The 19,237-nt window shown below is 66.3% G+C and carries 18 protein-coding genes; 11 read left to right on the top strand and 7 right to left on the bottom strand.

Features of this window, described 5'->3' with window-relative positions; all coding sequences use genetic code 11:
* Positions 1-4: 4 nt before the first annotated feature.
* Positions 5-1,057, bottom strand: coding sequence for an ABC transporter substrate-binding protein (locus tag EH240_RS15190; protein ID WP_124999504.1), 1,053 nt, complete (start codon positions 1,055-1,057; stop codon positions 5-7).
* The gene (locus tag EH240_RS15185) at positions 1,054-2,235 is read right to left on the bottom strand and encodes an ABC transporter ATP-binding protein (protein WP_124999502.1); all 1,182 of its coding nucleotides are present in this window, start codon (positions 2,233-2,235) and stop codon (positions 1,054-1,056) included. The genes EH240_RS15190 and EH240_RS15185 overlap by 4 nt, the downstream gene beginning before the upstream one ends.
* A 283-nt stretch (positions 2,236-2,518) precedes the next feature.
* Between EH240_RS15185 and EH240_RS15180 the strand changes: the two genes are divergently transcribed.
* On the top strand, positions 2,519-3,907 hold the full coding sequence (locus tag EH240_RS15180) for an aminotransferase-like domain-containing protein (RefSeq protein WP_124999500.1): 1,389 nt from the start codon (positions 2,519-2,521) through the stop codon (positions 3,905-3,907).
* Between the two features lie 2 nt (positions 3,908-3,909).
* A complete protein-coding gene (locus tag EH240_RS15175; protein WP_124999498.1) occupies positions 3,910-5,163 on the top strand; it encodes an NAD(P)/FAD-dependent oxidoreductase in 1,254 nt (417 codons plus the stop codon).
* 12 nt (positions 5,164-5,175) lie between these two features.
* On the opposite strand, the gene EH240_RS15170 is transcribed toward EH240_RS15175, so the two are convergent.
* Positions 5,176-5,592, bottom strand: a complete 417-nt coding sequence (locus EH240_RS15170) for a VOC family protein (protein WP_124999496.1) — start codon at positions 5,590-5,592, stop codon at positions 5,176-5,178.
* A gap of 222 nt (positions 5,593-5,814) precedes the next feature.
* Here EH240_RS15170 and EH240_RS15165 point away from each other — a divergent pair, with 222 nt between their 5' ends.
* From EH240_RS15165 to lpxK, 6 genes are all read left to right on the top strand, one after another.
* Complete coding sequence (locus tag EH240_RS15165) at positions 5,815-7,158, top strand: TldD/PmbA family protein (protein WP_124999494.1); 1,344 nt, start codon at positions 5,815-5,817, stop codon at positions 7,156-7,158.
* A complete protein-coding gene (locus EH240_RS15160; protein ID WP_425374803.1) occupies positions 7,145-7,954 on the top strand; it encodes a 3'(2'),5'-bisphosphate nucleotidase CysQ in 810 nt (269 codons plus the stop codon). Before EH240_RS15165 ends, EH240_RS15160 begins: the two co-directional genes overlap by 14 nt.
* Positions 7,955-8,029: 75 nt before the next feature.
* Positions 8,030-8,275, top strand: a complete 246-nt coding sequence (locus tag EH240_RS15155; RefSeq protein ID WP_040973997.1) for a DUF4170 domain-containing protein — start codon at positions 8,030-8,032, stop codon at positions 8,273-8,275.
* A 5-nt stretch (positions 8,276-8,280) separates the two neighbouring features.
* Positions 8,281-9,057 carry a lysophospholipid acyltransferase family protein gene (locus tag EH240_RS15150; protein WP_124999492.1) on the top strand — a complete coding sequence of 259 codons (777 nt, stop codon included), beginning with the start codon at positions 8,281-8,283 and terminating at the stop codon, positions 9,055-9,057.
* The gene (waaA, locus tag EH240_RS15145; RefSeq protein WP_124999490.1) at positions 9,054-10,370 is read left to right on the top strand and encodes a lipid IV(A) 3-deoxy-D-manno-octulosonic acid transferase; all 1,317 of its coding nucleotides are present in this window, start codon (positions 9,054-9,056) and stop codon (positions 10,368-10,370) included. The genes EH240_RS15150 and waaA overlap by 4 nt, the downstream gene beginning before the upstream one ends.
* A 74-nt stretch (positions 10,371-10,444) precedes the next feature.
* Entirely contained in the window at positions 10,445-11,482 is a 1,038-nt protein-coding gene (lpxK, locus tag EH240_RS15140; protein WP_124999488.1) for a tetraacyldisaccharide 4'-kinase, read from the top strand.
* Positions 11,483-11,676: 194 nt separating this feature from the next.
* Here lpxK and EH240_RS15135 read toward each other — a convergent pair whose 3' ends face one another.
* A complete protein-coding gene (locus tag EH240_RS15135) occupies positions 11,677-11,910 on the bottom strand; it encodes a DUF2093 domain-containing protein (protein WP_124999580.1) in 234 nt (77 codons plus the stop codon).
* A 114-nt stretch (positions 11,911-12,024) separates the two neighbouring features.
* Between EH240_RS15135 and EH240_RS15130 the strand changes: the two genes are divergently transcribed.
* Positions 12,025-12,624, top strand: coding sequence for a hypothetical protein (locus tag EH240_RS15130; protein ID WP_124999486.1), 600 nt, complete (start codon positions 12,025-12,027; stop codon positions 12,622-12,624).
* A gap of 6 nt (positions 12,625-12,630) precedes the next feature.
* Here the strand turns inward: EH240_RS15130 and EH240_RS15125 are convergent, their stop codons facing one another.
* A complete protein-coding gene (locus tag EH240_RS15125) occupies positions 12,631-13,557 on the bottom strand; it encodes a LysR substrate-binding domain-containing protein (RefSeq protein ID WP_124999484.1) in 927 nt (308 codons plus the stop codon).
* Positions 13,558-13,647: 90 nt separating this feature from the next.
* Between EH240_RS15125 and EH240_RS15120 the strand changes: the two genes are divergently transcribed.
* A complete protein-coding gene (locus tag EH240_RS15120) occupies positions 13,648-14,541 on the top strand; it encodes a DMT family transporter (RefSeq protein WP_124999481.1) in 894 nt (297 codons plus the stop codon).
* 198 nt (positions 14,542-14,739) lie between these two features.
* On the opposite strand, the gene mutL is transcribed toward EH240_RS15120, so the two are convergent.
* Complete coding sequence (gene mutL / locus EH240_RS15115) at positions 14,740-16,626, bottom strand: DNA mismatch repair endonuclease MutL (protein WP_124999479.1); 1,887 nt, start codon at positions 16,624-16,626, stop codon at positions 14,740-14,742.
* A gap of 45 nt (positions 16,627-16,671) precedes the next feature.
* Complete coding sequence (locus EH240_RS15110; protein WP_124999477.1) at positions 16,672-17,574, bottom strand: LysR substrate-binding domain-containing protein; 903 nt, start codon at positions 17,572-17,574, stop codon at positions 16,672-16,674.
* 90 nt (positions 17,575-17,664) lie between these two features.
* Here EH240_RS15110 and EH240_RS15105 point away from each other — a divergent pair, with 90 nt between their 5' ends.
* Complete coding sequence (locus EH240_RS15105) at positions 17,665-19,215, top strand: trimethylamine methyltransferase family protein (RefSeq protein WP_124999475.1); 1,551 nt, start codon at positions 17,665-17,667, stop codon at positions 19,213-19,215.
* The last annotated feature ends 22 nt before the right edge of the window (positions 19,216-19,237 follow it).

Raw genomic sequence — 19,237 nt, 5'->3', positions numbered from 1 at the left:
CTGCCTACTGAGCGAGCCAGGCGTTGAAGCGCTTGACGAGGTCCTCGCCATAGTCGCCCCAGAATTCGGTATCGGCGACTAGGTAGCCGCCGCTCAGATGGTCCGGAGCGTTGGGCAGCTTCGGCAGCGCGTCGGCCGCGACGAAGGACGCCGCGTCGGTACGCACCGGCCCGTAGGTGATGTAGCTGGCGAGCTTGGCGTTGTTTTTCGGGTCACTGATAAAGGCGAGATATTTGTAGGCGAGGTCCGGGCTCTTGGCGCCCTTCGGAATGGCGATCATATCGTATTCCAGGATCTGGTTGTTCCAGACGATCTTGAATGGCTTGCCGTCGGTATCGATTGCATTCTGGATGCGCCCGTTCCAGGCGGTGGTCATCACCACTTCCTTGGAAGCGAGAAGCTGCGCCGGTTGGGCGCCTGCATCCCACCAGACGATGTCCTTCTTGATCGTGTCGAGCTTCTTGAAAGCGCGCTCGACTCCTTCCGGCGTGGCGAGCACCTTGTAGATGTCAGCCGGCGCCACACCGTCGGCCATCAGCGCCCATTCGAGGTTTTGCGCCGGGAACTTGCGCATGGCGCGCTTGCCCGGGAATTTCGTCGTGTCGAAGAGATCGAGAACCGAGGTCGGCGCCTCTTTCAACACGGTCGGGTCGTAGGCGAGGATGTCGCCGTAAGCGTCCAGTCCGACACCGCAATCGAGCGCCGAGCCCTCGATAAATTTGTCGCGGGGCGCGATCTTCGAATAGTCGAGGCGTTCGAGGATGCCGGCATCGCAACCCTGCAGTACGGTCGCGGTCTCGACCGTCACCAGGTCGATCGGCACGTTGCCGGTCTCGACCATGGCTTTGACCTTGCCGAGATCGCCGAGATATTCCTGTTCCAGGATCTTGGCGCCGGTTTCCTTGCCGAATGGCTCGAACCAGGCCTTGCGCTGCGCGTCCTGCCAGGCGCCGCCGCTCGCCATGATGGAGAGCTCGTCGGCTATGGCCGAGTGGCCGATCGTCATGACCGCTGTGGCGGCCGCGAGTGCGAAAAGATGTGTCCTCACATATTTCATGCTGCTTTCCCCTGTTTTGGAATGGCGCCGCCCGTTTCGGCATCCGCCGGAAAGGCGCGGCAATCGTTGGGCGCGCAGGAAACCGTCACGGTCTCCTCGTTTGCCATGGTCGCTTCGGGGCCGACCTTGACGGTCAGCACCTGGTCGTTGGCGAGTCTGGCCAGAAGGCGCAGGTGATCGCCGAGATAGATGCGCCCGTCGACAGTCGCCGAGAGCGCGTTGTCGCCGGCGGATGCTGGCGTCAGGTTCAGCCGCTCGGGCCGGATAGCGACGTGACAGGCAGCGCCTTGCGTGACGCCGATTGCCAAAGCGATCAGTTCGCCGCCACCGTTCAGTCGGACGCGGCACTGGTCGCCCGAGACGCGGTCGACCACGCCGTCAAGGGTGTTGTTCTCGCCGATGAAGCTCGCCACGAACGAGCTTTGCGGCGCCTTGTAGAGATCGTCCGGCGAGCCGAGTTGGGCGATCGCGCCGTGGTTGAAGACCGCGACGCGGTCGGACATCGTCAGCGCCTCGCTCTGGTCGTGCGTGACATAGACGATCGTTACGCCGAGCATCATGTGGAGCTGCTTGATTTCCAGCTGCATATGCTCGCGCAATTTCTTGTCGAGAGCGCCGAGCGGCTCGTCCATCAGTACCAGGCTCGGCTGGAACACTAGCGCGCGAGCAAGCGCGACGCGCTGCTGCTGGCCGCCGGAAAGCTGCGTCGGCCGACGGTCGCCGAATTGCCGGAGCCGCACCATATCGAGAGCGCGCGCCACCCGGCTCGCGATGTCGGCCTTGCTCACTTGACGGACGGAGAGCGGGAAGCCGACGTTCTCTTCGACCGTCATGTGCGGAAACAGGGCGTAGTTCTGGAACACCATGCCGATGTTGCGCTGGTAAGGAGGCAAGCGGTCGACCGGTTGCCCTTCGAGCGTGATCGTGCCGTGCGTTGGCCGCTCGAAGCCGGCGAGCATGTTGAGCGTCGTTGTCTTTCCGGAGCCGGAGGGACCGAGCAGCGTCAGGAACTCGCCGCGCGCTACGACGAGGTTCATCCGCGTCACTGCGAAGGTGCGCCCGTCATAGGATTTCTCGACATCGGCGAACTCGACGAATCCCCGGCCGGCTGCACTGGCCAGCGCGGAAAGCGCCTTCATGGTCTGGGTGGCCGGCATGCCGGCCTGGCTGGCGCTCATTGTCCGTGATCCTGGACGCGGCTGATCGATTCGAAATCGGGTTTGCGATCCATGCCTCGTCTCCCGGGAGCCAGCCTGTCGCCAGACTTGTATGATCACACAATTAACCTGAAATCGACCATAGATGTGGACAACTTTGTCCGTCAAGATGGTTTTTTCGAAGTTGTGTGATTATTTTGGGTCGGCTAGCTGCAGCCATATGCCAGACAAGTTCTATTGTACGGGGCAATGTCTTATGCTAGATGCCTCACAAGTGAGACATCAGCCTTAGTTCGAATCTCGAATGCTCCAAGATCTTCGCCTCCCGCAGGATGAAAGTCCGGTCTACCGACGTCTTGCCGACGCGATCGCGGAACGCATCGCCGCCGGCGTGCTCGCGGTGGGCGACCGCCTGCCGCCGCAACGCGAGATCGCGCGGGCGCTGGGCATCAATGTCACGACAGTGACGCGTGCCCTGTCCACCTTGCAGCAGCAGGGCTTGCTCGAGGCGAGGCCCGGGCGCGGCACGACGGTCGCCGCCCGCGATGCCACCGAGAGGCCGGCCTTCGTGTCGGCGCCGAGCGATCAGAGCGGCATCATCGATCTTTCCGTCAACCGACCGGCGACCGACGCCTATCTGGACGCAGTCGCTGCGCTGCTGCCGCGCCTGTCGAAGGACAGGCATTATGCCGCGCTGCAGGACTACCATCCGCCGGAGGGACCGCTCTGGGGACGCGCGGCGATCGCCGATTGGCTGAAGTCCGTCGCCGGCGATGGCGATCCGGGTCGGGTCGTATTGGCCGCTGGCGCCCAGCATGGCCTGGATTGTCTCCTCGGCGCGGTCACCAGGCATGGCGAGGTCGTGCTTGCCGACGAGGTGACCTATCAGGGCATCAACGCGCTCTGCCGCGTGCACGGGCTAGATCTGCGAGGCGTCGCCATGGATCGCGGCGGCATGCGTCCCGACGCCTTCGAGGCTGCCTGCGCGCAACTGCGACCGCGCGTGGTTTTCCTGGTGCCGACGCTGCACAATCCGACGACGATCACGCTGAGCGCGGAACGTCGGCAAGAGCTCGCCGCGGTTGCCCGGCGGCACAATGTGCTGATCATCGAGGATGACGTCTATCGCCCGCTGGCCGACGATCCGCCGCCGTCTTTCGCCAGTCTGGAGCCTGAGCTGACAGTATATATCGGTGCCTTGTCGAAATGCCTGGCGCCGGGCCTTCGCCTCGGTTTCGTTATTGCGCCGCGGGTGATCGCCGGCCAGATCGCGGCGGCGCTACGCATCAATTGCTGGAGCATCAGCCCACTGACGGCGCTGATTGGCGCTAGGCTGATCGAGGAAGGCGCGGCGGCTCGCATCATCGAGGTCCAGAAGCAGGAGCTGCGCCAGCGTCAGGGCATCCTGAGCGAAATCCTCGGCCGCTTCGACATACAGAGCTATCCAACCTCGACCCATGCCTGGTTGCGCCTGCCCGAACCCTGGCGCGGCGCCGGCTTCGCCCGCACCTGCCTCGAACGCGGCGTGGCCGTGTTGCCGGGCGATGCCTTTGCCGTCGGCCGCGAACCGGTGCAGCACGGCGTTCGCATCAATGTCGGCGCGGCGCGTTCACTGGACGATCTGCGCACCGCGCTTACTACGATGGCTGAGCTGCTTGCCGCCGGCCATCTGCAACTGCCTGGCTTCGTCTGATCATGGCTTCCGCGCCCGCGCCGAAATCGGTCGAAATCGCCATTGTCGGCGCCGGCATCGTCGGCCTGGCAACGGCGTTTCGGCTTGCCGGCGAGGGCCATGAGGTGCTGCTCATCGATCCCAACGAGCCCGGCTCGGGCGCCTCGTTCGGCAATGCCGGAACGATTGCCGAATATGCCTGCATGCCTGTAGGGAACCCGGGCGTGCTGCGCGCGCTGCCGAAGCTGTTGCTCGATCCCGACAGCCCTTTTGCATTGCGCTGGACCGCACTTGTCCAGCTCGCGCCGTGGCTGATCCGCTTTGTCCGGCAGTCTCTTCCGGCGGCCACCCGCGCCAACGCGCTGGCGCTCGCGGGTCTGCTTGGCGAGGCTTTGTCGGCCTGGGAGGAGATGGCTGCCGAGGCCGGCGTCGCCGACCTGCTGCGACGCAACGGCTGCATTTATATCTACCGGCGTGAAGGCGATTTCGCCGCCGCGGCTGGTGGGCGGGCCATGCGCGCCAAGTTTGGCGTCCACCAGGAAGTCCTGACCGCCGAGCAGGTGGCTGCGCTGGAGCCGTCGCTAGCCAATGCTTCGATCCAGGGCCTCTTTTTTCCGGATTCGATCAATGTCAGCGACCCCAAGGCGGTGATGCAGCGGTTGGCGGCGGCTGCTGCGGATCGTGGCGTCCACCTGCTGCGAGCGAAGGTCACCGGACTGACGGCGCATGCCGGCGGCGTTCGGCTGAGCGGGCGGGATCTCGACATCACCACACGAAAGGTGGTGATTGCGGCGGGCGCGCGATCAAGGGTGCTTGCCGCGCAGGCCGGCGACAGGATTCCGCTGGATACCGAGCGCGGCTATCACCTGGAATTCCCGACCGCCGCGCCATTGCTCAACCGGCCGGTCTGCCCTGTCGATCTCGGCTTCTACATGACGCCGATGGAGGGCAGGCTGCGAGTTGCCGGCACCGTCGAGCTCGGCTTGCTTACAGCGCCGCCCAATCCGCGTCGGCTCGCGCTGCTCGATCGCGGCGTCAGGCAGTTCTTTCCCGATCTTGGCCGACCGTCATCCGAGTGGCTGGGCTTCAGGCCATCGCTGCCCGATTCGCGACCGGTCATCGGTCCGTCCCGCCGTACCCCCGGCGTCATCCACGCCTTCGGTCATGGCCATCTCGGGCTGACGCTGGCGCCGATCACTGCGCGCCTGGTCGCCGATGTGATCGCCGGACGCGACAATCCGGCGTGCGCGGCGCCGTTTGCCGCCGACCGCTTCTGATCGCCGTTGCACTCAATGCGCGAAGACCTGCTCCAGCGCGCGGAAGCCCTTGAACTCGAGCGCATTGCCCGAAGGGTCGCGGATGAAGAGCGTTGCCTGTTCGCCGGGCTCACCCTTGAAGCGCACCATCGGGCGCTCCAGCCAGTCTATGTCGGAGCGGGCCTCCAGCCGCGCGGCGAGCCGCTCCCATTCGTCCATCAAGAGCACCGCGCCGAAATGCGGGATCGGCACCGCGACGCCGTCGACCTCGCCGTCGCGTGCCGCCCCCGTCGCCTGCGGCCGCAAATGCGCCGACATCTGGTGGCCATAGAGGTCGAAATCGACCCAGGTGGCGGATGAGCGGCCGATCGCGCAGCCCAGCACCTCGCCATAGAAAGCGCGGGTTTCGTCGAGATCACGGACCGGGAAGGCGAGATGGAAAGGCGTCATGCGAGAACTCCGGATAGGCAAAGGTGCTGCGGCAGCCGTTTGGGCCGCCTTTGGGCGATTTGGCCGCGGCATCCTGATTGGCCTTCGCCCATTGCACAAGCGCCCATTGCACAAGCGGCGGTGGAGCAATAGATGGTGCGATAGCATCCATAAATGGTGCGGCAGCATCCAGTGCGGCAGCATCTGCCCTTCCGGACAGCTTGAACAAACAGGACCAAGTGCATGACCGATACGCTCGACGCAGCGAAACTGACCGACCGCGTCGCAGCGCTCGTCGAGGCGGCGAAGCGCGCCGGCGCTGACGCGGCCGACGCGGTCGCGGTGCGCGGCCGCTCAGCCGGCGTGTCGGTGAGGCTGGGCAAGGTCGAGGGCACCGAATCGTCGGAGAGTGAAGATGTGGCGCTGCGCGTCTTCGTCGGCCAGCGCGTGGCGAGCGTTTCGGCCACCGCCGCCTCCGATCCAAAGGCGCTTGCCGAGCGTGCCGTCGCCATGGCGAAAGTCTCACCTGAGGATCCTTATCAAGGTCTCGCCGACCCGGCCCTGCTTGCCCGCAATCCGCGCGATCTCGACCTCTTCGACCCGACCGAGGTTTCGGCCGATCAGCTGAAGGAGGCAGCGCTTGAGGCGGAAGCGGCGGCTCTTGCGGTGAAAGGCGTCACCAATTCGGCCGGCAGCAACGCCAGCGCCGGGCTGGGCGGCCTGGTGCTTGCTACTTCGCATGGCTTCCTTGGCCAATATGTCGCCTCGCGCTTTTCGCGCTCGACCAGCGTCATTGCCGGCGAGGGCACGGCGATGGAGCGCGACTATGAATTCTCCTCGCGCCAGCATTTCGCCGACCTCGACGCGCCGGAGGACATCGGCCGCAAGGCCGGCGAGCGCGCCGTGCGCCGCCTCGGCGCCCGCAAGGCGGCGACCGGCCCGGTCGACGTCGTGCTCGACCCGCGCGTGGGGCGCGGCATTGCCGGCCATCTCGCCGGCGCCATCAACGGCGCCGCCGTGGCCCGCAAGACAAGCTTCCTGCGCGACATGATGGGTAAGCGAGTGGCTTCCGCCGCGATCACCGTCACCGACGAGCCGTTGCGGCGTCGCGGCCAGGCCTCGCGTCCCTTCGACGGCGAGGGCGTCGAGGGCGAGAAGCTTTTGATGGTCGACAAGGGCGTGCTCAACCACTGGTTCCTGTCGACCTCTGCGGCGCGCGAGCTTGGTCTCGTCACCAACGGCCGCGGCTCGCGCAGCGGCTCCTCGGTTTCGCCATCATCGACCAACCTCGCCATCGAGCCCGGAGAGCGCACCCCGGAGGAATTGATCGGGTCCCTGAAGCGTGGCTTCTACGTCACCGAAGTGTTCGGCCAGGGCGTCGACATGGTCACCGGCGAATACAGCCGCGGCGCTTCCGGCTTCTGGATCGAGAATGGCGCGCTCGCCTATCCGGTGGCCGAGGTGACGATCGCGTCGAACTTGAAGACCATGTTCCTCAACATGGTGCCGGCAAGCGACCTCGACCGCAATTTCGGCACCGCCGCGCCCACGCTGCTGATCGAGGGGATGACCCTTGCCGGTGCCTGACGCGGTCATTTCAACCGCGGCCCGCGAGGATCTCGCCTTGCTGCGTGACGCCGCCCGCGAGGCCGGCGCTATCGCCATGCACTATTTCGGCAACAACCCGCAGGTGTGGATGAAAGGCGGCACCTCGCCGGTCAGCGAGGCCGACCATGCCGCGGACGCCTATCTGCGCGAGACCTTGCTCAAGGCGCGGCCGGATTACGGCTGGCTGTCGGAGGAAACCGCCGACGATCATGCCAGGCTTTCGGCCCGCCGCACCTTCGTCGTCGATCCGATCGACGGAACGCGGGGCTTTCTCGACGGGCTGCATTCCTGGTGCGTCAGCGTCGCCGTGGTCGAGGACGGCCGCTCGCTGGCCGGCGTGCTTGAATGCCCGGCAAAGCAGGAGACCTACTGGGCGCTGCCGGGCGAGGGCGCCTTTCTCAACGCCAAGCGCATCCATGTGCGCCCACTCGGCGACACTGTCGAGATCGGCGGGCCGAAGCCGCTGGTCGACCGCATGCCGCAAGCCTGGCAGGGGAGGCTGCGGCGCATGCCCTACATCCCCTCGCTCGCCTACCGGTTGGCGATGATCGCCAATGGCAAACTCGACGCGACCTTCGTCAAGCCGAGCGCGCATGACTGGGACATCGCGGCCGCCGATCTTATCCTGCGCGAAGCCGGCGGCGCCTTGCTCGACCGCGGCGGCGAGCGGCCGCGCTATGCCGGCGAGGTGATCAACCATGGCGCTCTCGCCGCCGGCAGCGGCGAGCTACTGGACGTTCTTGCCGGCATCATCGCCACAGCTGACGAGGGGTGAGGCCGTCCGTAGTTCCAAAAACGGCTGCTTTGGTCTAGACCTGTCACAAACCTCATGAATCTGCGAAGGATCGGCATGGCCGTGGAAGACGGAAAGAAACAGCTTTTGCACCTGGTGTTCGGCGGCGAGCTGAAAAAGCTGGGTGGAACCGAGTTCCGTGACCTGGACGCGCTCGACATCGTCGGCATCTACCCCGACTATCAATCGGCGCACGCCGCCTGGAAGGCGAAGGCGCAGGCCAGCGTCGATAATGCCCATATGCGTTATTTCGTCGTTCACCTGCACCGGTTGCTCGACCCGGAAACAAAGGCAGCCGGTTGATATCGATGGAGCATGAAGCGGTGAAAGGGGCGACGGGGCGCTCCGCCGGGCGGGGCGGGACGCGCACGCTGTGGCGCCGCATCCGCGAGCCGCTCGCCCAGTCGCGATTCGTCAAGAATTTCATCGCCGGCCTGTTCGCCTGGTTCGTGCGTCTGATTCGACTCACCAGCCCGCTGGTTAAAGGCTCGACCCAGGTCGCGGGCGGCGCCTATGCCCATCTCGAGCCCGGCATCATCGCGCTCTGGCACGGCCAGCACCTCTTGACGCCTGCCTACTATCCCAAGGGCCGGCCGCTGGTCGCCATGGTCTCGCGCAGCGCCGATGCCGAGCTCAACGCGCTGATGATCGAGAAATTCGGCATCGAGGCGGTGCGCGGCTCGGGTGGCCGCGAAAGTTCGAGGCATCTCGACAAAGGCGGCGCCAAAGCCTTGATCTCGCTCAAGAAAGCGCTGGTCGCCGGCAAGAATGTCGCCATGATCGCTGACATTCCGCATGGCACGCCGCGCGACGCCGGCATGGGCATCGTGCTGTTGGCCAGGCTGTCCGGCCGGCCGATCCTCCCCTCCGCGATCGCCACCAGCCGCCGCAAGGTGCTGGAAAAGAGCTGGGACAAGACCACCATAAATCTGCCCTTCGGCCGCTCCGCGGTCATCGTCGGCACACCCGTCTTCGTGCCCGCCGATGCCGACGAGGCCGAGATGGAGCGCAAGCGCCAGGAGGTCACCGCCTCGCTCAACGCCGCTACAGCCGAGGCCTATCGCCTCGTGGACGGCGCCAAATGAGCGAGCGCTGGGCGCGCGCGGCCCTGACGGCCTACCGTTATGCGGGGGCCGTCGCCTATCCGCTGGTCGGCCCCTATGTCGCCTGGCGCGCCTCGCGCGGCAAGGAAGACCGCGTTCGCCGCCGCGAGCGCTACGGCGTCGCCGGGCGTGCGCGCCCGGAAGGCCCGGTGATCTGGATCCACGCCGCGAGCGTCGGCGAGACGATCGCCGTCGTGCCGCTGGTCGAAAGCATCCTCGACTACGGCGTCAACATCGTGCTGACGACCGGCACGGTGACCTCGGCGCATGTTGCCGACGAGCGGCTCGGCAGCCGCATCATCCACCAATATGTGCCGCTCGACCTCAAGCCCGCGGTCAGCCGCTTCCTCGATCACTGGCGGCCGGAGCTGGCCATCATTGCCGAATCGGAGATCTGGCCGATGACCATTTTGGAGCTTGGCGCGCGCAACGTGCCGCAGGTCCTGGTCAACGGGCGGCTGTCGGACCGTTCCTTCCGCTCATGGAAGAAGCGCGCCAGCGTCGCCGAGGCGCTGTTCGAGAACCTGGCGCACGTCGTTGCCCAGTCGGATGTCGACGGCGAGCGTTTCCGCGTGCTCGGCGCCAGGCCGGTCACCATCTCCGGCAACCTCAAGGTCGACACCAACCCGCCTCCGGTCGACGAGCGGGCGCTGGCGACGCTGCAGCGCCAAATCGGCGGGCGCCCGACCTGGGCGGCGATCTCGACCCATGACGGCGAGGAGGTCGTCGCGGCGGAAGTCCACGCTACCCTGCACCGGCGGCATCCCGGCCTGTTGACCATCGTCGTGCCGCGCCATCCCGACCGCGCCGATGCGCTTGCCGCGCAGATCTCCGGCATGGGCCTCAAGATCGCGCGGCGCAGCAAGGGCGACCGCATCACGCCCGACACCGATATCCTGCTCGGCGACACGATCGGCGAGATGGGGCTCTATCTCCGGCTGACCGAGATCGCCTTCGTCGGCCGCTCGCTGACTTCCGAGGGCGGGCAAAATCCTCTGGAGCCGGCGATGCTCGATACGGCGGTGCTTGCCGGACGCAACGTGCAGAATTTCCGCGAGGCCTATCAGCGGCTGCTTGACCGCGGCGGCGCCAAGCTGGTGCGCGACCGCGATATGCTCGCCGGCGCGGTCAATTTCCTTTTGACCAACGAGGTCGCGCGGCACGAGATGATGGCGGCGGGTGCTGCGACCGTCGACGAGATGCGCGGCGCGCTCGCCCGCACGCTGAAGTCGCTGGAGCCCTATATCCAGCCGCTGGTCGTCAAGGCGCGCCTGAAAGGCGCCAACGGGCGCTAGCGCATGACCCGAAAAATCGGAATCGATTTTTGGAAAGGATCATGCGCTAGCGCAAATTGCGCGGAACCGGCGTCATGACCAGCGAAGCGCCGCCCTTCTGGTGGGAAAAGCCGGACTGGCGTGTGCTGGCGCTGTCGCCGGTGTCGGCGATCTATGGAATGGTGGCTGGGCGCCGCATGCGCCACGCGCCGCGCGACAAGATCGCCGCACCAGTGCTTTGCGTCGGCAATTTCACCGTCGGCGGCAGCGGCAAGACGCCGGTCGCCATCGCGCTGGCGAAACAGGCAAGGCGCATGCAGCTCACGCCCGGCTTCCTGTCGCGCGGCCATGGCGGCACCTTCGCCAAGCCGCATGTCGTCGATGTGCATCACGACGCAGCCAAGCATGTCGGCGACGAGCCGCTGCTGCTCGCCGAGCACGCGCCGGTGGCGGTGACGGCCAACCGCGCCGCCGGCGCCAGGTTGCTGATGGAAGAGCACGGCTGCGATTTCCTCATCATGGACGACGGCTTCCAGTCGGCGCGCATCCATATCGACTATGCGCTGGTCGTGGTCGACGCGCGCTTCGGCATCGGCAATGGCCGCGTCATTCCCGGCGGGCCGCTCAGGGCCAAGGTCGTCGACCAGTTGGTCTTCACCAGCGGGCTATTGAAGATGGGCGAGGGGAGCGCGGCCGATACGGTGGTCCGCCAGGCGGCGCGCGCCGGCCGGCCGATCTTTTTGGCGCATGTCGAGCCGGCGAGCCCGGCGCGCTTTATCGGCGGCCGCTTCCTCGCCTTTGCCGGCATCGGCCATCCCGAGAAATTCTTCGACACGGTGCGCGGTGTCGGCGGCGAGGTCGCGCTGTCGCGCGCCTTCCCGGATCATCATTTCTACGCCGCGGACGAGCTCGCCGATCTGGCCGTGCTTGCTGAGCGCGAGGGGCTGCGCCTCGTCACCACGGCCAAGGACGCCGTGCGACTCCGCCACGGTCCAGCGCCCGCCGGCTTCCTCGACCAACTCGACGTGCTGGATATCGATGCCGTGTTCGAGCTCGACCACGTGCCGGAGCGCATCATCGGCGAGACGCTGGATGCTTGGCGGCTGCGGAAGTTGAGGATGTCGTCATCCTAGGGCGGAGCTACGCGAAGCGGAGCGCAGACCCTAGGATGCCGTGACATTGGCTAAAAAACGCGGCGGATCAAGAGTTTATACCGGTTGGCACCAAGCTATTCTCGGCCGTCGGAGCACTGCTGCGAGGTCACGGCATGGGTCTCCGCGACGTCGCTTCGCTCCTGCTTCGCCCTAGGATGACGAAGTTGAGGCGTCTATCCGCGCTTGCGCATCTCCGGATGCATCTCGATCTCGCGGCGCAGGGATGCTGTCGCGTTCACATAAGGCTCCTGCCGGGCGACGCTCCAGTATTTAAGCTCGTCCAGCGGAATGCTCTCGCCGGTTACCGCGCAGCGCACGAACGCGCCGGGGCTCGTCACCTGGAAGTCGCCGTCGAGATAGCGGATGCGCGCTTCCTTGCCGCCGGGGCCTTCAAAACGGTTCATCATGAAATGGCGCTTGAGTTCATCGGGGTTCAATCGCCACAAATCGTGGGCAAGGTCAAGCTTGGCGCAATGCTGATGTAATAGTGCGGTACGGCACAATGGTTGTCGGGAAGCGCCATGGACATCACCAATGCCAGCATGACGTCGCTGCTGAAAGAGGCGCTTACGCCGCAGTCGATGCCGTCGGCCCGACCTGACCCGGCGACCGCGGCGCTGGTCAGGGCGCTCGTCCAGCCGCCGGCGCCCGCGACGGTGGCGTCTGCGCAGTTCGCCGCGCAGGCGCTGAGCAGCTCCCTGGCCAAGCCGCCCGCTCAATCGTCGCAGCGCCTGTCGTCCGCGGAGATCGAGAACGCCTACAGGGCCGTCATGGAGCCGGATGCCGGCGCGGATTCCGCGGCGCCGAGGACCCCGGCACGCAGGCCGGCGGCCGATGCCGATCAGCCTTTGCGAGCGGTGCCCCAGGGGCAACCGCCGGCCACCGACGGCACGGCGAAGGTCGTGGCGGCCCCGCCGCCCTCTTCGTTCGCGCCGGCCCTTGCTTCCGGAGTGCTGGTTGCAGCCAACGCCAACGCGCCGCAACCGAGGGGCGCGGCGGCCCGCCCGGCGGGCCATGCGCCGCGATCCGAACCCAGCCAGACGCCGCTGTGGATGATATCGGTCGTGACGGCCGTCGTCTCGGCAGCGACGACCACGATCATGCTGATGCTGCTTCGCTGAGCCGCTTCAATTGTCGTCCTGGAGAAACGCGTCGAGCTTCTCCGGCGCCAGGCCGGCTTGTTCGGCGATGCGTCGGGCGAGATCGGCGGCGGCCGCGCGCGGCCGTCCGACTGGACGGTCGAGCCAGTAGGACACCGGATTGAGCGCGACGCGGTCGTCGACGGCGACGATTCGCCCGGACTTCAACTGATCCTGCGTCAGCGGCGGCCGCGCCAGAGCGACACCCAGACCGTGCGCCGCCGCGTCGAGCACCAGATTATAGTCCTCAAAGCGCCGGTCCTGCGGGCGAGGGCGGTAGTCCACCTCCTGCGCCGCGAACCAGGCGCGCCAGCCCGATGCGTCGGAATCGTTGATCAGGGGGAATTTCAGCAGCCGTGCCGGGTCGCCTTGGCCGATCTCGTTTGCCAGTCCCGGCGAGGCGATCGGGAAGATGTGCTCTTCGAAAAGCTGCACCGAGATGCGTCCCGGGATGCGGCCGCGCCCGCAGCGCACCGAGAGGTCGATGCCTTCGTCGGCGAGGTCGGCCTGGCGGTTGTCGACGTCGAGCACGATGCGCAGCCGGGTCGGGTTGTTCTCCAGCGCCGCCATGCGCGGCATCAGCCAGAGGCCGCTGACCGAGGGGATCGAGGCAAGCCGCACCACGGCGGTGCCGCGCGGCTCGACCCAGTGGTCGGAATTGACCGAGATCAGCGCAAAGGCCTCGGTGGTGCGAAGATGCAGCCGGTTGCCCTCATTGGTCAGCGTCACGCCGCGCGCGTTGCGCTCGAACACTTTGAGCCCCAGCCAGCCCTCCAGCTTGGCGATCTGGCGGCTCACCGCGCCATGCGTGAGGTTGAGCTTGTCGGCCGCGGCGGAAAAGCTCCCGGTGCGCGCCGCCGCGTCGAAAGCGCGCAAAGTCTCGAGCGGTAATATCTGGTTCGAGCTGTGATCCATACTCACAGCTGATCCTCGAATTGCTCGTTTGTCAATCGCCCGGCGATAGCGTTTTCTGCGCTCATGACACTGAAAGACGAGGATTCGGCAATGAGCGCTTACACCGGCGCGTTGAATGAGACACAGCGCATAGATAGCGCAGCGGCGGTCGCGGTGGCGCTGACGGTGCTCGGCTGGGCCTCGGCCTTCCCGGCGATCCGCGCCAGCCTCGCCGCCTTCCAGCCGCTGGAGTTAGGGGCGCTGCGCTTTGCCATCGCGGCCGTGCCGGCGGCGATCTTCCTTGCGGTCAAGCGCCCGGCGCTGCCCAGGGTCGACGAGCTGTGGCGCTTTGGCTTCGGCGGCGCGATCTTCGTCGCGCTCTACACCGCCATGCTCAATTTCGGCGAGTTGACCGTCTCGGCGGGTGCGGCCGGCTTCATCATCAATGTCAGCCCGATCTTCACGGCAATCATGGCTATGGCGCTGCTCGGCGAACGCTTTTCCGGCATGGCCTGGCTCGGCACGGTGATCTCCTTCGCCGGCATCGGTATCATCGCGGTCGCCGACGGACACGGCTTGCATTTCAACGCCGGCGCGATGCTGGTGCTGGGTTCAGCACTTTGTTCGGCCGTCAACACCATCGTCCAGAAGCCGCTCTTTGCCCGTCATCATCCGCTGACGATCTCCGCTTCCAACATGGTGCTCGGCGCGCTCTGCCTGTCGCCCTTCCTGCCGGAGGCGTTCGCGCAGGCGGCGGTCGCCGACACGGCCGGCCTCGGCGCCGTCATCTATCTTGGCATCGTGCCCAGCCTGATCGCTTATGCCGCTTGGGCGACGGCGCTGTCACGGCTGCCTGCCGCACGCGCTTCGAACTTCCTCTATCTGGTCTCGCCGACCTCCGCGCTGATCGGCTTCTTCTGGCTGGGCGAAGTGCCGACGCTGCTCGGCATCCTCGGCGGCGCGCTGGCGCTGGGCGGCGTAATCGTGGTCAATTTGAAGAGATAGATCAGTGGGTTAAATCTGTTTCCTGACTCAAGAAAAGACCCGCTTCGAGCGGCTCTTTTCTTGCCCCCTCATCCGGCCGCTACGCGGCCACCTTCTCCCCGGCGGGGAGAAGAGGCTGGCGCCGGCGAGGAAAGTCTCCTCTGCCCACCGGGGAGAGGTCAGCCGAGCGAAGCGGAGGTTGGGTGAAGGGCCTTTGGCTTACCTTCGCCCAAACAACCTTTCGATGTCAGCCAGTTTCAGCTCGATATAGGTCGGGCGGCCGTGGTTGCAGGTGCCGGATCCCGGCGTCACCTCCATCTGGCGCAGCAGCGCGTTCATCTCCTCGGCCTTGAGCAGGCGGCCCGAGCGCACCGAGCCGTGGCAGGCCATGGTCGCGGCAATTTTGTCCAGCCGTCCTTTGAGCGTCTCAACGGTGTCGTTGTCGGCGATCTCGTCGGCAAGGTCGCGCACCAGTTGCTGCACATTGGTCTCGCCGAGCATCGACGGCGTCTCGCGCACCGCCACCGCGCCCGGCCCGAAGCGCTCCAGGGCGAGGCCGAATCTGGCCAGCGTCTCGGAATGCATGGCGAGCCGCTCGGCGTCCTCCTCTGGCAGGTCGACGATCTCCGGCAGGAGCAGCATCTGCGAGGGCACGGCGCGGGAATGCAGCGCGTTCTTCAACGCCTCGTAGACCAGCCGCTCATGGGCGGCATGCTGGTCGACAATGACGAGCGAATCCCTGGTCTGGGCCACGATGTAGTTCTCATGCACCTGCGCGCGCGCCGCGCCCAGCGCCATGCCCAGCAGCGCCTCCGCCGGCTCGGCCGTGCCCGCTCGCGCATCGGCGCTGGCGAGCGGCGCGGTTTCGAAGGCAGCCTGTTCGTTTTCCGCGAAGCCATTCCTTGGCGGCCGCTCTTCACCGTAGCCCATATCCAGCGGCCGCTGCGGCGAGCGTGCCAAATTCGAACCATGGTCGAAGCCACTAAAGCCGGAGGCGCGAAAGGCTGCCTCGTAGCTGCGATGGACGTTGGTCGGACCGGGATGCGCGAAGGGCGCCGCGCCCGGGCGGAACGCCGCCATCATGCCGGCCGCCCCGGTGGTCGCCGCGCGGATGCCGGCGCCGGCCAGCGCCTCGCGGACGGCGCCGACGATCAGTCCGCGCACCAGCCCCGGATCGCGGAAGCGAACGTCGGCCTTGGCCGGATGGACGTTGACGTCGACGGTCGCCGGATCGAGCGAAAGGAAAAGCACACTGACCGCATGCCGGTCGCGCGGCAGCACGTCGGCGAAGGCGCCGCGGATCGCGCCGGCGATCAGCTTGTCGCGCACCGGCCTGCCGTTGACATAGGCATATTGCTGCAGCGCATTGGCGCGCGTGTAGGACGGGATCGAGACGTGGCCGGAAAGATGCACGCCGTCCCTGCTGGCGTCGATGGCAATGGCATTGTCGGGAAAGTCGGCGCCCATCACCTGCGCGACGCGCGCGAGCCGGCCTTCCGGCGTGTCGCCGGTCGCCGGCAGTTCGAGAGTCGAGCGGTCGGAGCCGGCAAGCGTGAAGCGCACGGATGGGAAGGCGATGGCGATGCGCTTAACCACATCGCCGGTCGCCGAGCTTTCGGCCCGCTCGCCCTTCATGAATTTGAGCCTTGCCGGCGTGGCGAAGAAGAGGTCGCGCACCTCGACCGTCGTGCCGCGATTGGCCGCAGCCGGCTTGACGGGCAAGACGCGGCCGCCCTCGATGCCGATCTCGGCCGCGCTGTCGCCGGCGGCCGTGCGCGAACGGATCGTAAGCCTGGCCACCGAGCCGATCGAAGGCAGCGCCTCGCCGCGGAAGCCCAGCGAGCGGATGTCGTGGATGTCGTCGGAGAGCTTCGAGGTGCAGTGGCGGGCGACAGCCAGCGCCAGTTCCCGCTCGGGAATGCCGGAACCGTCGTCGGTGACGCGGATAAGCGAAAGCCCGCCGCCCGCGGTGACGATCTCCACTCTGCTTGCGCCGGCGTCGAGCGCGTTCTCGACCAGTTCCTTCACCACGCTCGCCGGACGCTCGATCACCTCGCCGGCGGCGATCTGGTTGATCATCGTTTCTGAAAGCTGGCGAATGGGCATGCGGCGATTATAGGCGGATTCGAGTGCCGCGGGGGAGAGGCTACTTCACGCCTGCGCCACCAGCCAGTCCCTGACCTTGCGCGCGTTGTCGCTGAGATCGCGGTTCTTCGGCCAAATCACATAGAACACAATGCCGGTTCTCATCACATGGTCGGTCACCGGCACCAGCAGGCCCGATGCCACGAGCCGCTCGACCAGATGGCGCCAGCCGAGCGCGATGCCTTGGCCCTCCATCACCGCCTGGATGACCAGGGCATAATCGTTGATGCGCAGCCCGCGCTCGGCGTTGCGCAGACTGGTTCCGGCGGACGCGAACCACTCGTCCCAGTTGGCGGCCTCGCGATAGGGCTCCTCGAGATGGATGAGCCGGTGCGTGGCCAGTTCCGCGACGGTTTGCGGCCGGCCGAATTTGGCGAGATAGCTGGGACCCGCGACCGGAAAGATCTCCTCGTCGGAGAGCGGCAGCGAATGATAGTCCGGCCATTGTCCGGGAACGCCGCCGCGCACGCCGAGCGGGATGCCTTCGGCGATGATGTCGAGGTCGCGGTCGGCGGTCTGGATGCGCAGGTCGATGCCCGGCAGCGCGTCGCGGAACTGCTGCAGGCGCGGCATCATCCAGAAAGAGCCGAAGGCGGTCGAGGCGGCAAGCGTCACATGGCCGCCTGTCGCCTGCAGGCGAAGGTCCTCGGCCGACTTGCGGATATGCGACAAGCCCAGCGAGACATCGGCATGAAAGCGCTCGCCGGCCTCCGTCAGGAGCACCTGGCGGTGGCGGCGCTGGAAGAGCTTGGCGCCCAGCTGTTCCTCCAGCCCGCGCACGGCGTAGGAGACGGCCGCCTGCGTCATGCCGAGCTCGCGCCCGGCGGCGGTGAAGCTCGACAGCCGGCCTGCCGCCTCGAAGACGATCAGGCTGCCGGCCGAGGGCAGGAGGTGGCGCAGGCTTCGCATAAGGACAACTTATACAAGAGATCAGGATTTTCCAGCGTCACAGTCATATTTTGTCTCGCTAACTTGCCCTGGCGGGAAGAAGGAGGCTCCATGAACGCAACGGCCGCTGAATTGACTGAACCGACCCACCGTCGCGGCGGCGGCCGCCTTGGGCGCAAGGCGCTGAGAAGCGCGCCGGTTGCGTCGTTTCCGACGCTCGTTCGCCAGATTCCGGTCTACGAGATCGTTCCCGACGAGGCGGTGGAACTGATCCACCAGGAGTCGCTCAAGATCCTGGAGGAGGTGGGCTGCGAATTCCGCGACGACGAGGCGATCGAGCTCTGGAAGGCGGCCGGCGCCGATGTGACCGAGACGCGCGTCCGTATCGACCGCGCATTGCTGATGGAGCTCGTCTCGAAGGTCCCGCCGGAATTTACCCTCAACGCGCGCAATCCCGAGCGCACCGTCCGCGTCGGCGGCAAGAACTCGATCTTCGTGCCGATGTATGGCGCCCCCTATGTGCGCGACCTCGACAACAAGCGGCGCTACGGCTCGCTGGCCGACCTCAACAATTTCCATAAGCTCGCCTATATGGCGCCGGCGCTGCACTCCTCGAGTTCGATCATCTGCGAGCCGATGGAAATCCCGGTACCGAAGCGGCACCTCCACATCATCCATTCGGCGCTCAAGCACTCCGACAAACCGTTCATGGGCATCGTGACGTCGAAGGAACGCGCCGAGGACACGATGGCGATGGCGGGCATCGTCTTCGGCGAGGAGTTCGTGCGCGACAATCCGGTGCTGGTGGCGATCACCAATTGCAATTCGCCGCTGGTGTGGGACGCCACCATGCTCGACGCGATGAGGGTCTATGCGCGCCACAACCAGCCGCTGATCCTGGCGCCCTTCGCGCTGTGCGGCGCTTCGACCTCGGCGTCGGCCGTCGGCGCGGTCGCGCAGGTCAATGCCGAGGCGCTCGCGGGCGTCGCCTTCACCCAGCTCATCCGTCCCGGCTCGCCGCAGATCTACGGCCAGTTCATGGTCACGGTCGACATGAAGACCGGTGCCCCGATGGGTGGCACGCCGGAGGCCGCGCAGATGATGTATCTGATGGGCGCGCTGGCCAGGAAGTACAAGCTGCCGTGGCGCACCTCCGGCTTCCATGTCGGCTCCAAGCTCAACGACGCCCAGGCCGGCTACGAGGCGAACATGCTGATGCATGCCGCGATCCTCGCCGGCGCCAACTACATCTGGCACTCCGCCGGCTGGCTCGAGGCCGGGCTTACCTGCGGCTACTCGAAATTCGCCACCGACTGCGAGCAACTCGTCGGCTGGTACAAATATGCCGGCGGCGTTTCCTTCCACGATTTCAAGGAGGCGATGGCGGCGATCCGCGAGGTTGGGCCGCAGGGCCATTTCCTCGGCACCCAGCACACACTCGAACATTTCGAGCGCGCTTTCTTCATGCCCAGCATCATGGACTTCAATTCATATGAGCAGTGGAATGCCGAAGGCGCGAAAGACCACGACACGCGCGGCCGCGAGAAGGCGCGCAACATGCTGGCCGACTATGAGGAGCCGAAGCTCGACGAGGGCGTCGCCGAAGGTCTCAAGGATTTGATCGCGCGGCGTGAGGAAAAACTGCCGGACAGCGTTAGTTGATGGAACAGGCAAAGACCTGACA

The organism is Mesorhizobium tamadayense (assembly GCF_003863365.1).
Lineage (GTDB): Bacteria > Pseudomonadota > Alphaproteobacteria > Rhizobiales > Rhizobiaceae > Mesorhizobium > Mesorhizobium tamadayense.
The sequence above is the reverse complement of the archived record's forward strand: the minus strand, read 5'-3'. Positions and strand labels throughout refer to the sequence as shown.

What these genes read in the sequence shown, in the direction of transcription:
- EH240_RS15190 (WP_124999504.1), bottom strand. Translation starts at nt 1,057, where the DNA reads ATGAAATATGTGAGGACACATCTTTTCGCACTCGCGGCCGCCACAGCG.
- EH240_RS15185 (WP_124999502.1), bottom strand. Translation starts at nt 2,235, where the DNA reads ATGAGCGCCAGCCAGGCCGGCATGCCGGCCACCCAGACCATGAAGGCG.
- EH240_RS15180 (WP_124999500.1), top strand. Translation starts at nt 2,519, where the DNA reads ATGCTCCAAGATCTTCGCCTCCCGCAGGATGAAAGTCCGGTCTACCGA.
- EH240_RS15175 (WP_124999498.1), top strand. Translation starts at nt 3,910, where the DNA reads ATGGCTTCCGCGCCCGCGCCGAAATCGGTCGAAATCGCCATTGTCGGC.
- EH240_RS15170 (WP_124999496.1), bottom strand. Translation starts at nt 5,592, where the DNA reads ATGACGCCTTTCCATCTCGCCTTCCCGGTCCGTGATCTCGACGAAACC.
- EH240_RS15165 (WP_124999494.1), top strand. Translation starts at nt 5,815, where the DNA reads ATGACCGATACGCTCGACGCAGCGAAACTGACCGACCGCGTCGCAGCG.
- EH240_RS15155 (WP_040973997.1), top strand. Translation starts at nt 8,030, where the DNA reads ATGGCCGTGGAAGACGGAAAGAAACAGCTTTTGCACCTGGTGTTCGGC.
- EH240_RS15150 (WP_124999492.1), top strand. Translation starts at nt 8,281, where the DNA reads ATGGAGCATGAAGCGGTGAAAGGGGCGACGGGGCGCTCCGCCGGGCGG.
- waaA (WP_124999490.1), top strand. Translation starts at nt 9,054, where the DNA reads ATGAGCGAGCGCTGGGCGCGCGCGGCCCTGACGGCCTACCGTTATGCG.
- lpxK (WP_124999488.1), top strand. Translation starts at nt 10,445, where the DNA reads ATGACCAGCGAAGCGCCGCCCTTCTGGTGGGAAAAGCCGGACTGGCGT.
- EH240_RS15135 (WP_124999580.1), bottom strand. Translation starts at nt 11,910, where the DNA reads ATGATGAACCGTTTTGAAGGCCCCGGCGGCAAGGAAGCGCGCATCCGC.
- EH240_RS15130 (WP_124999486.1), top strand. Translation starts at nt 12,025, where the DNA reads ATGGACATCACCAATGCCAGCATGACGTCGCTGCTGAAAGAGGCGCTT.
- EH240_RS15125 (WP_124999484.1), bottom strand. Translation starts at nt 13,557, where the DNA reads ATGGATCACAGCTCGAACCAGATATTACCGCTCGAGACTTTGCGCGCT.
- EH240_RS15120 (WP_124999481.1), top strand. Translation starts at nt 13,648, where the DNA reads ATGAGCGCTTACACCGGCGCGTTGAATGAGACACAGCGCATAGATAGC.
- mutL (WP_124999479.1), bottom strand. Translation starts at nt 16,626, where the DNA reads ATGCCCATTCGCCAGCTTTCAGAAACGATGATCAACCAGATCGCCGCC.
- EH240_RS15110 (WP_124999477.1), bottom strand. Translation starts at nt 17,574, where the DNA reads ATGCGAAGCCTGCGCCACCTCCTGCCCTCGGCCGGCAGCCTGATCGTC.
- EH240_RS15105 (WP_124999475.1), top strand. Translation starts at nt 17,665, where the DNA reads ATGAACGCAACGGCCGCTGAATTGACTGAACCGACCCACCGTCGCGGC.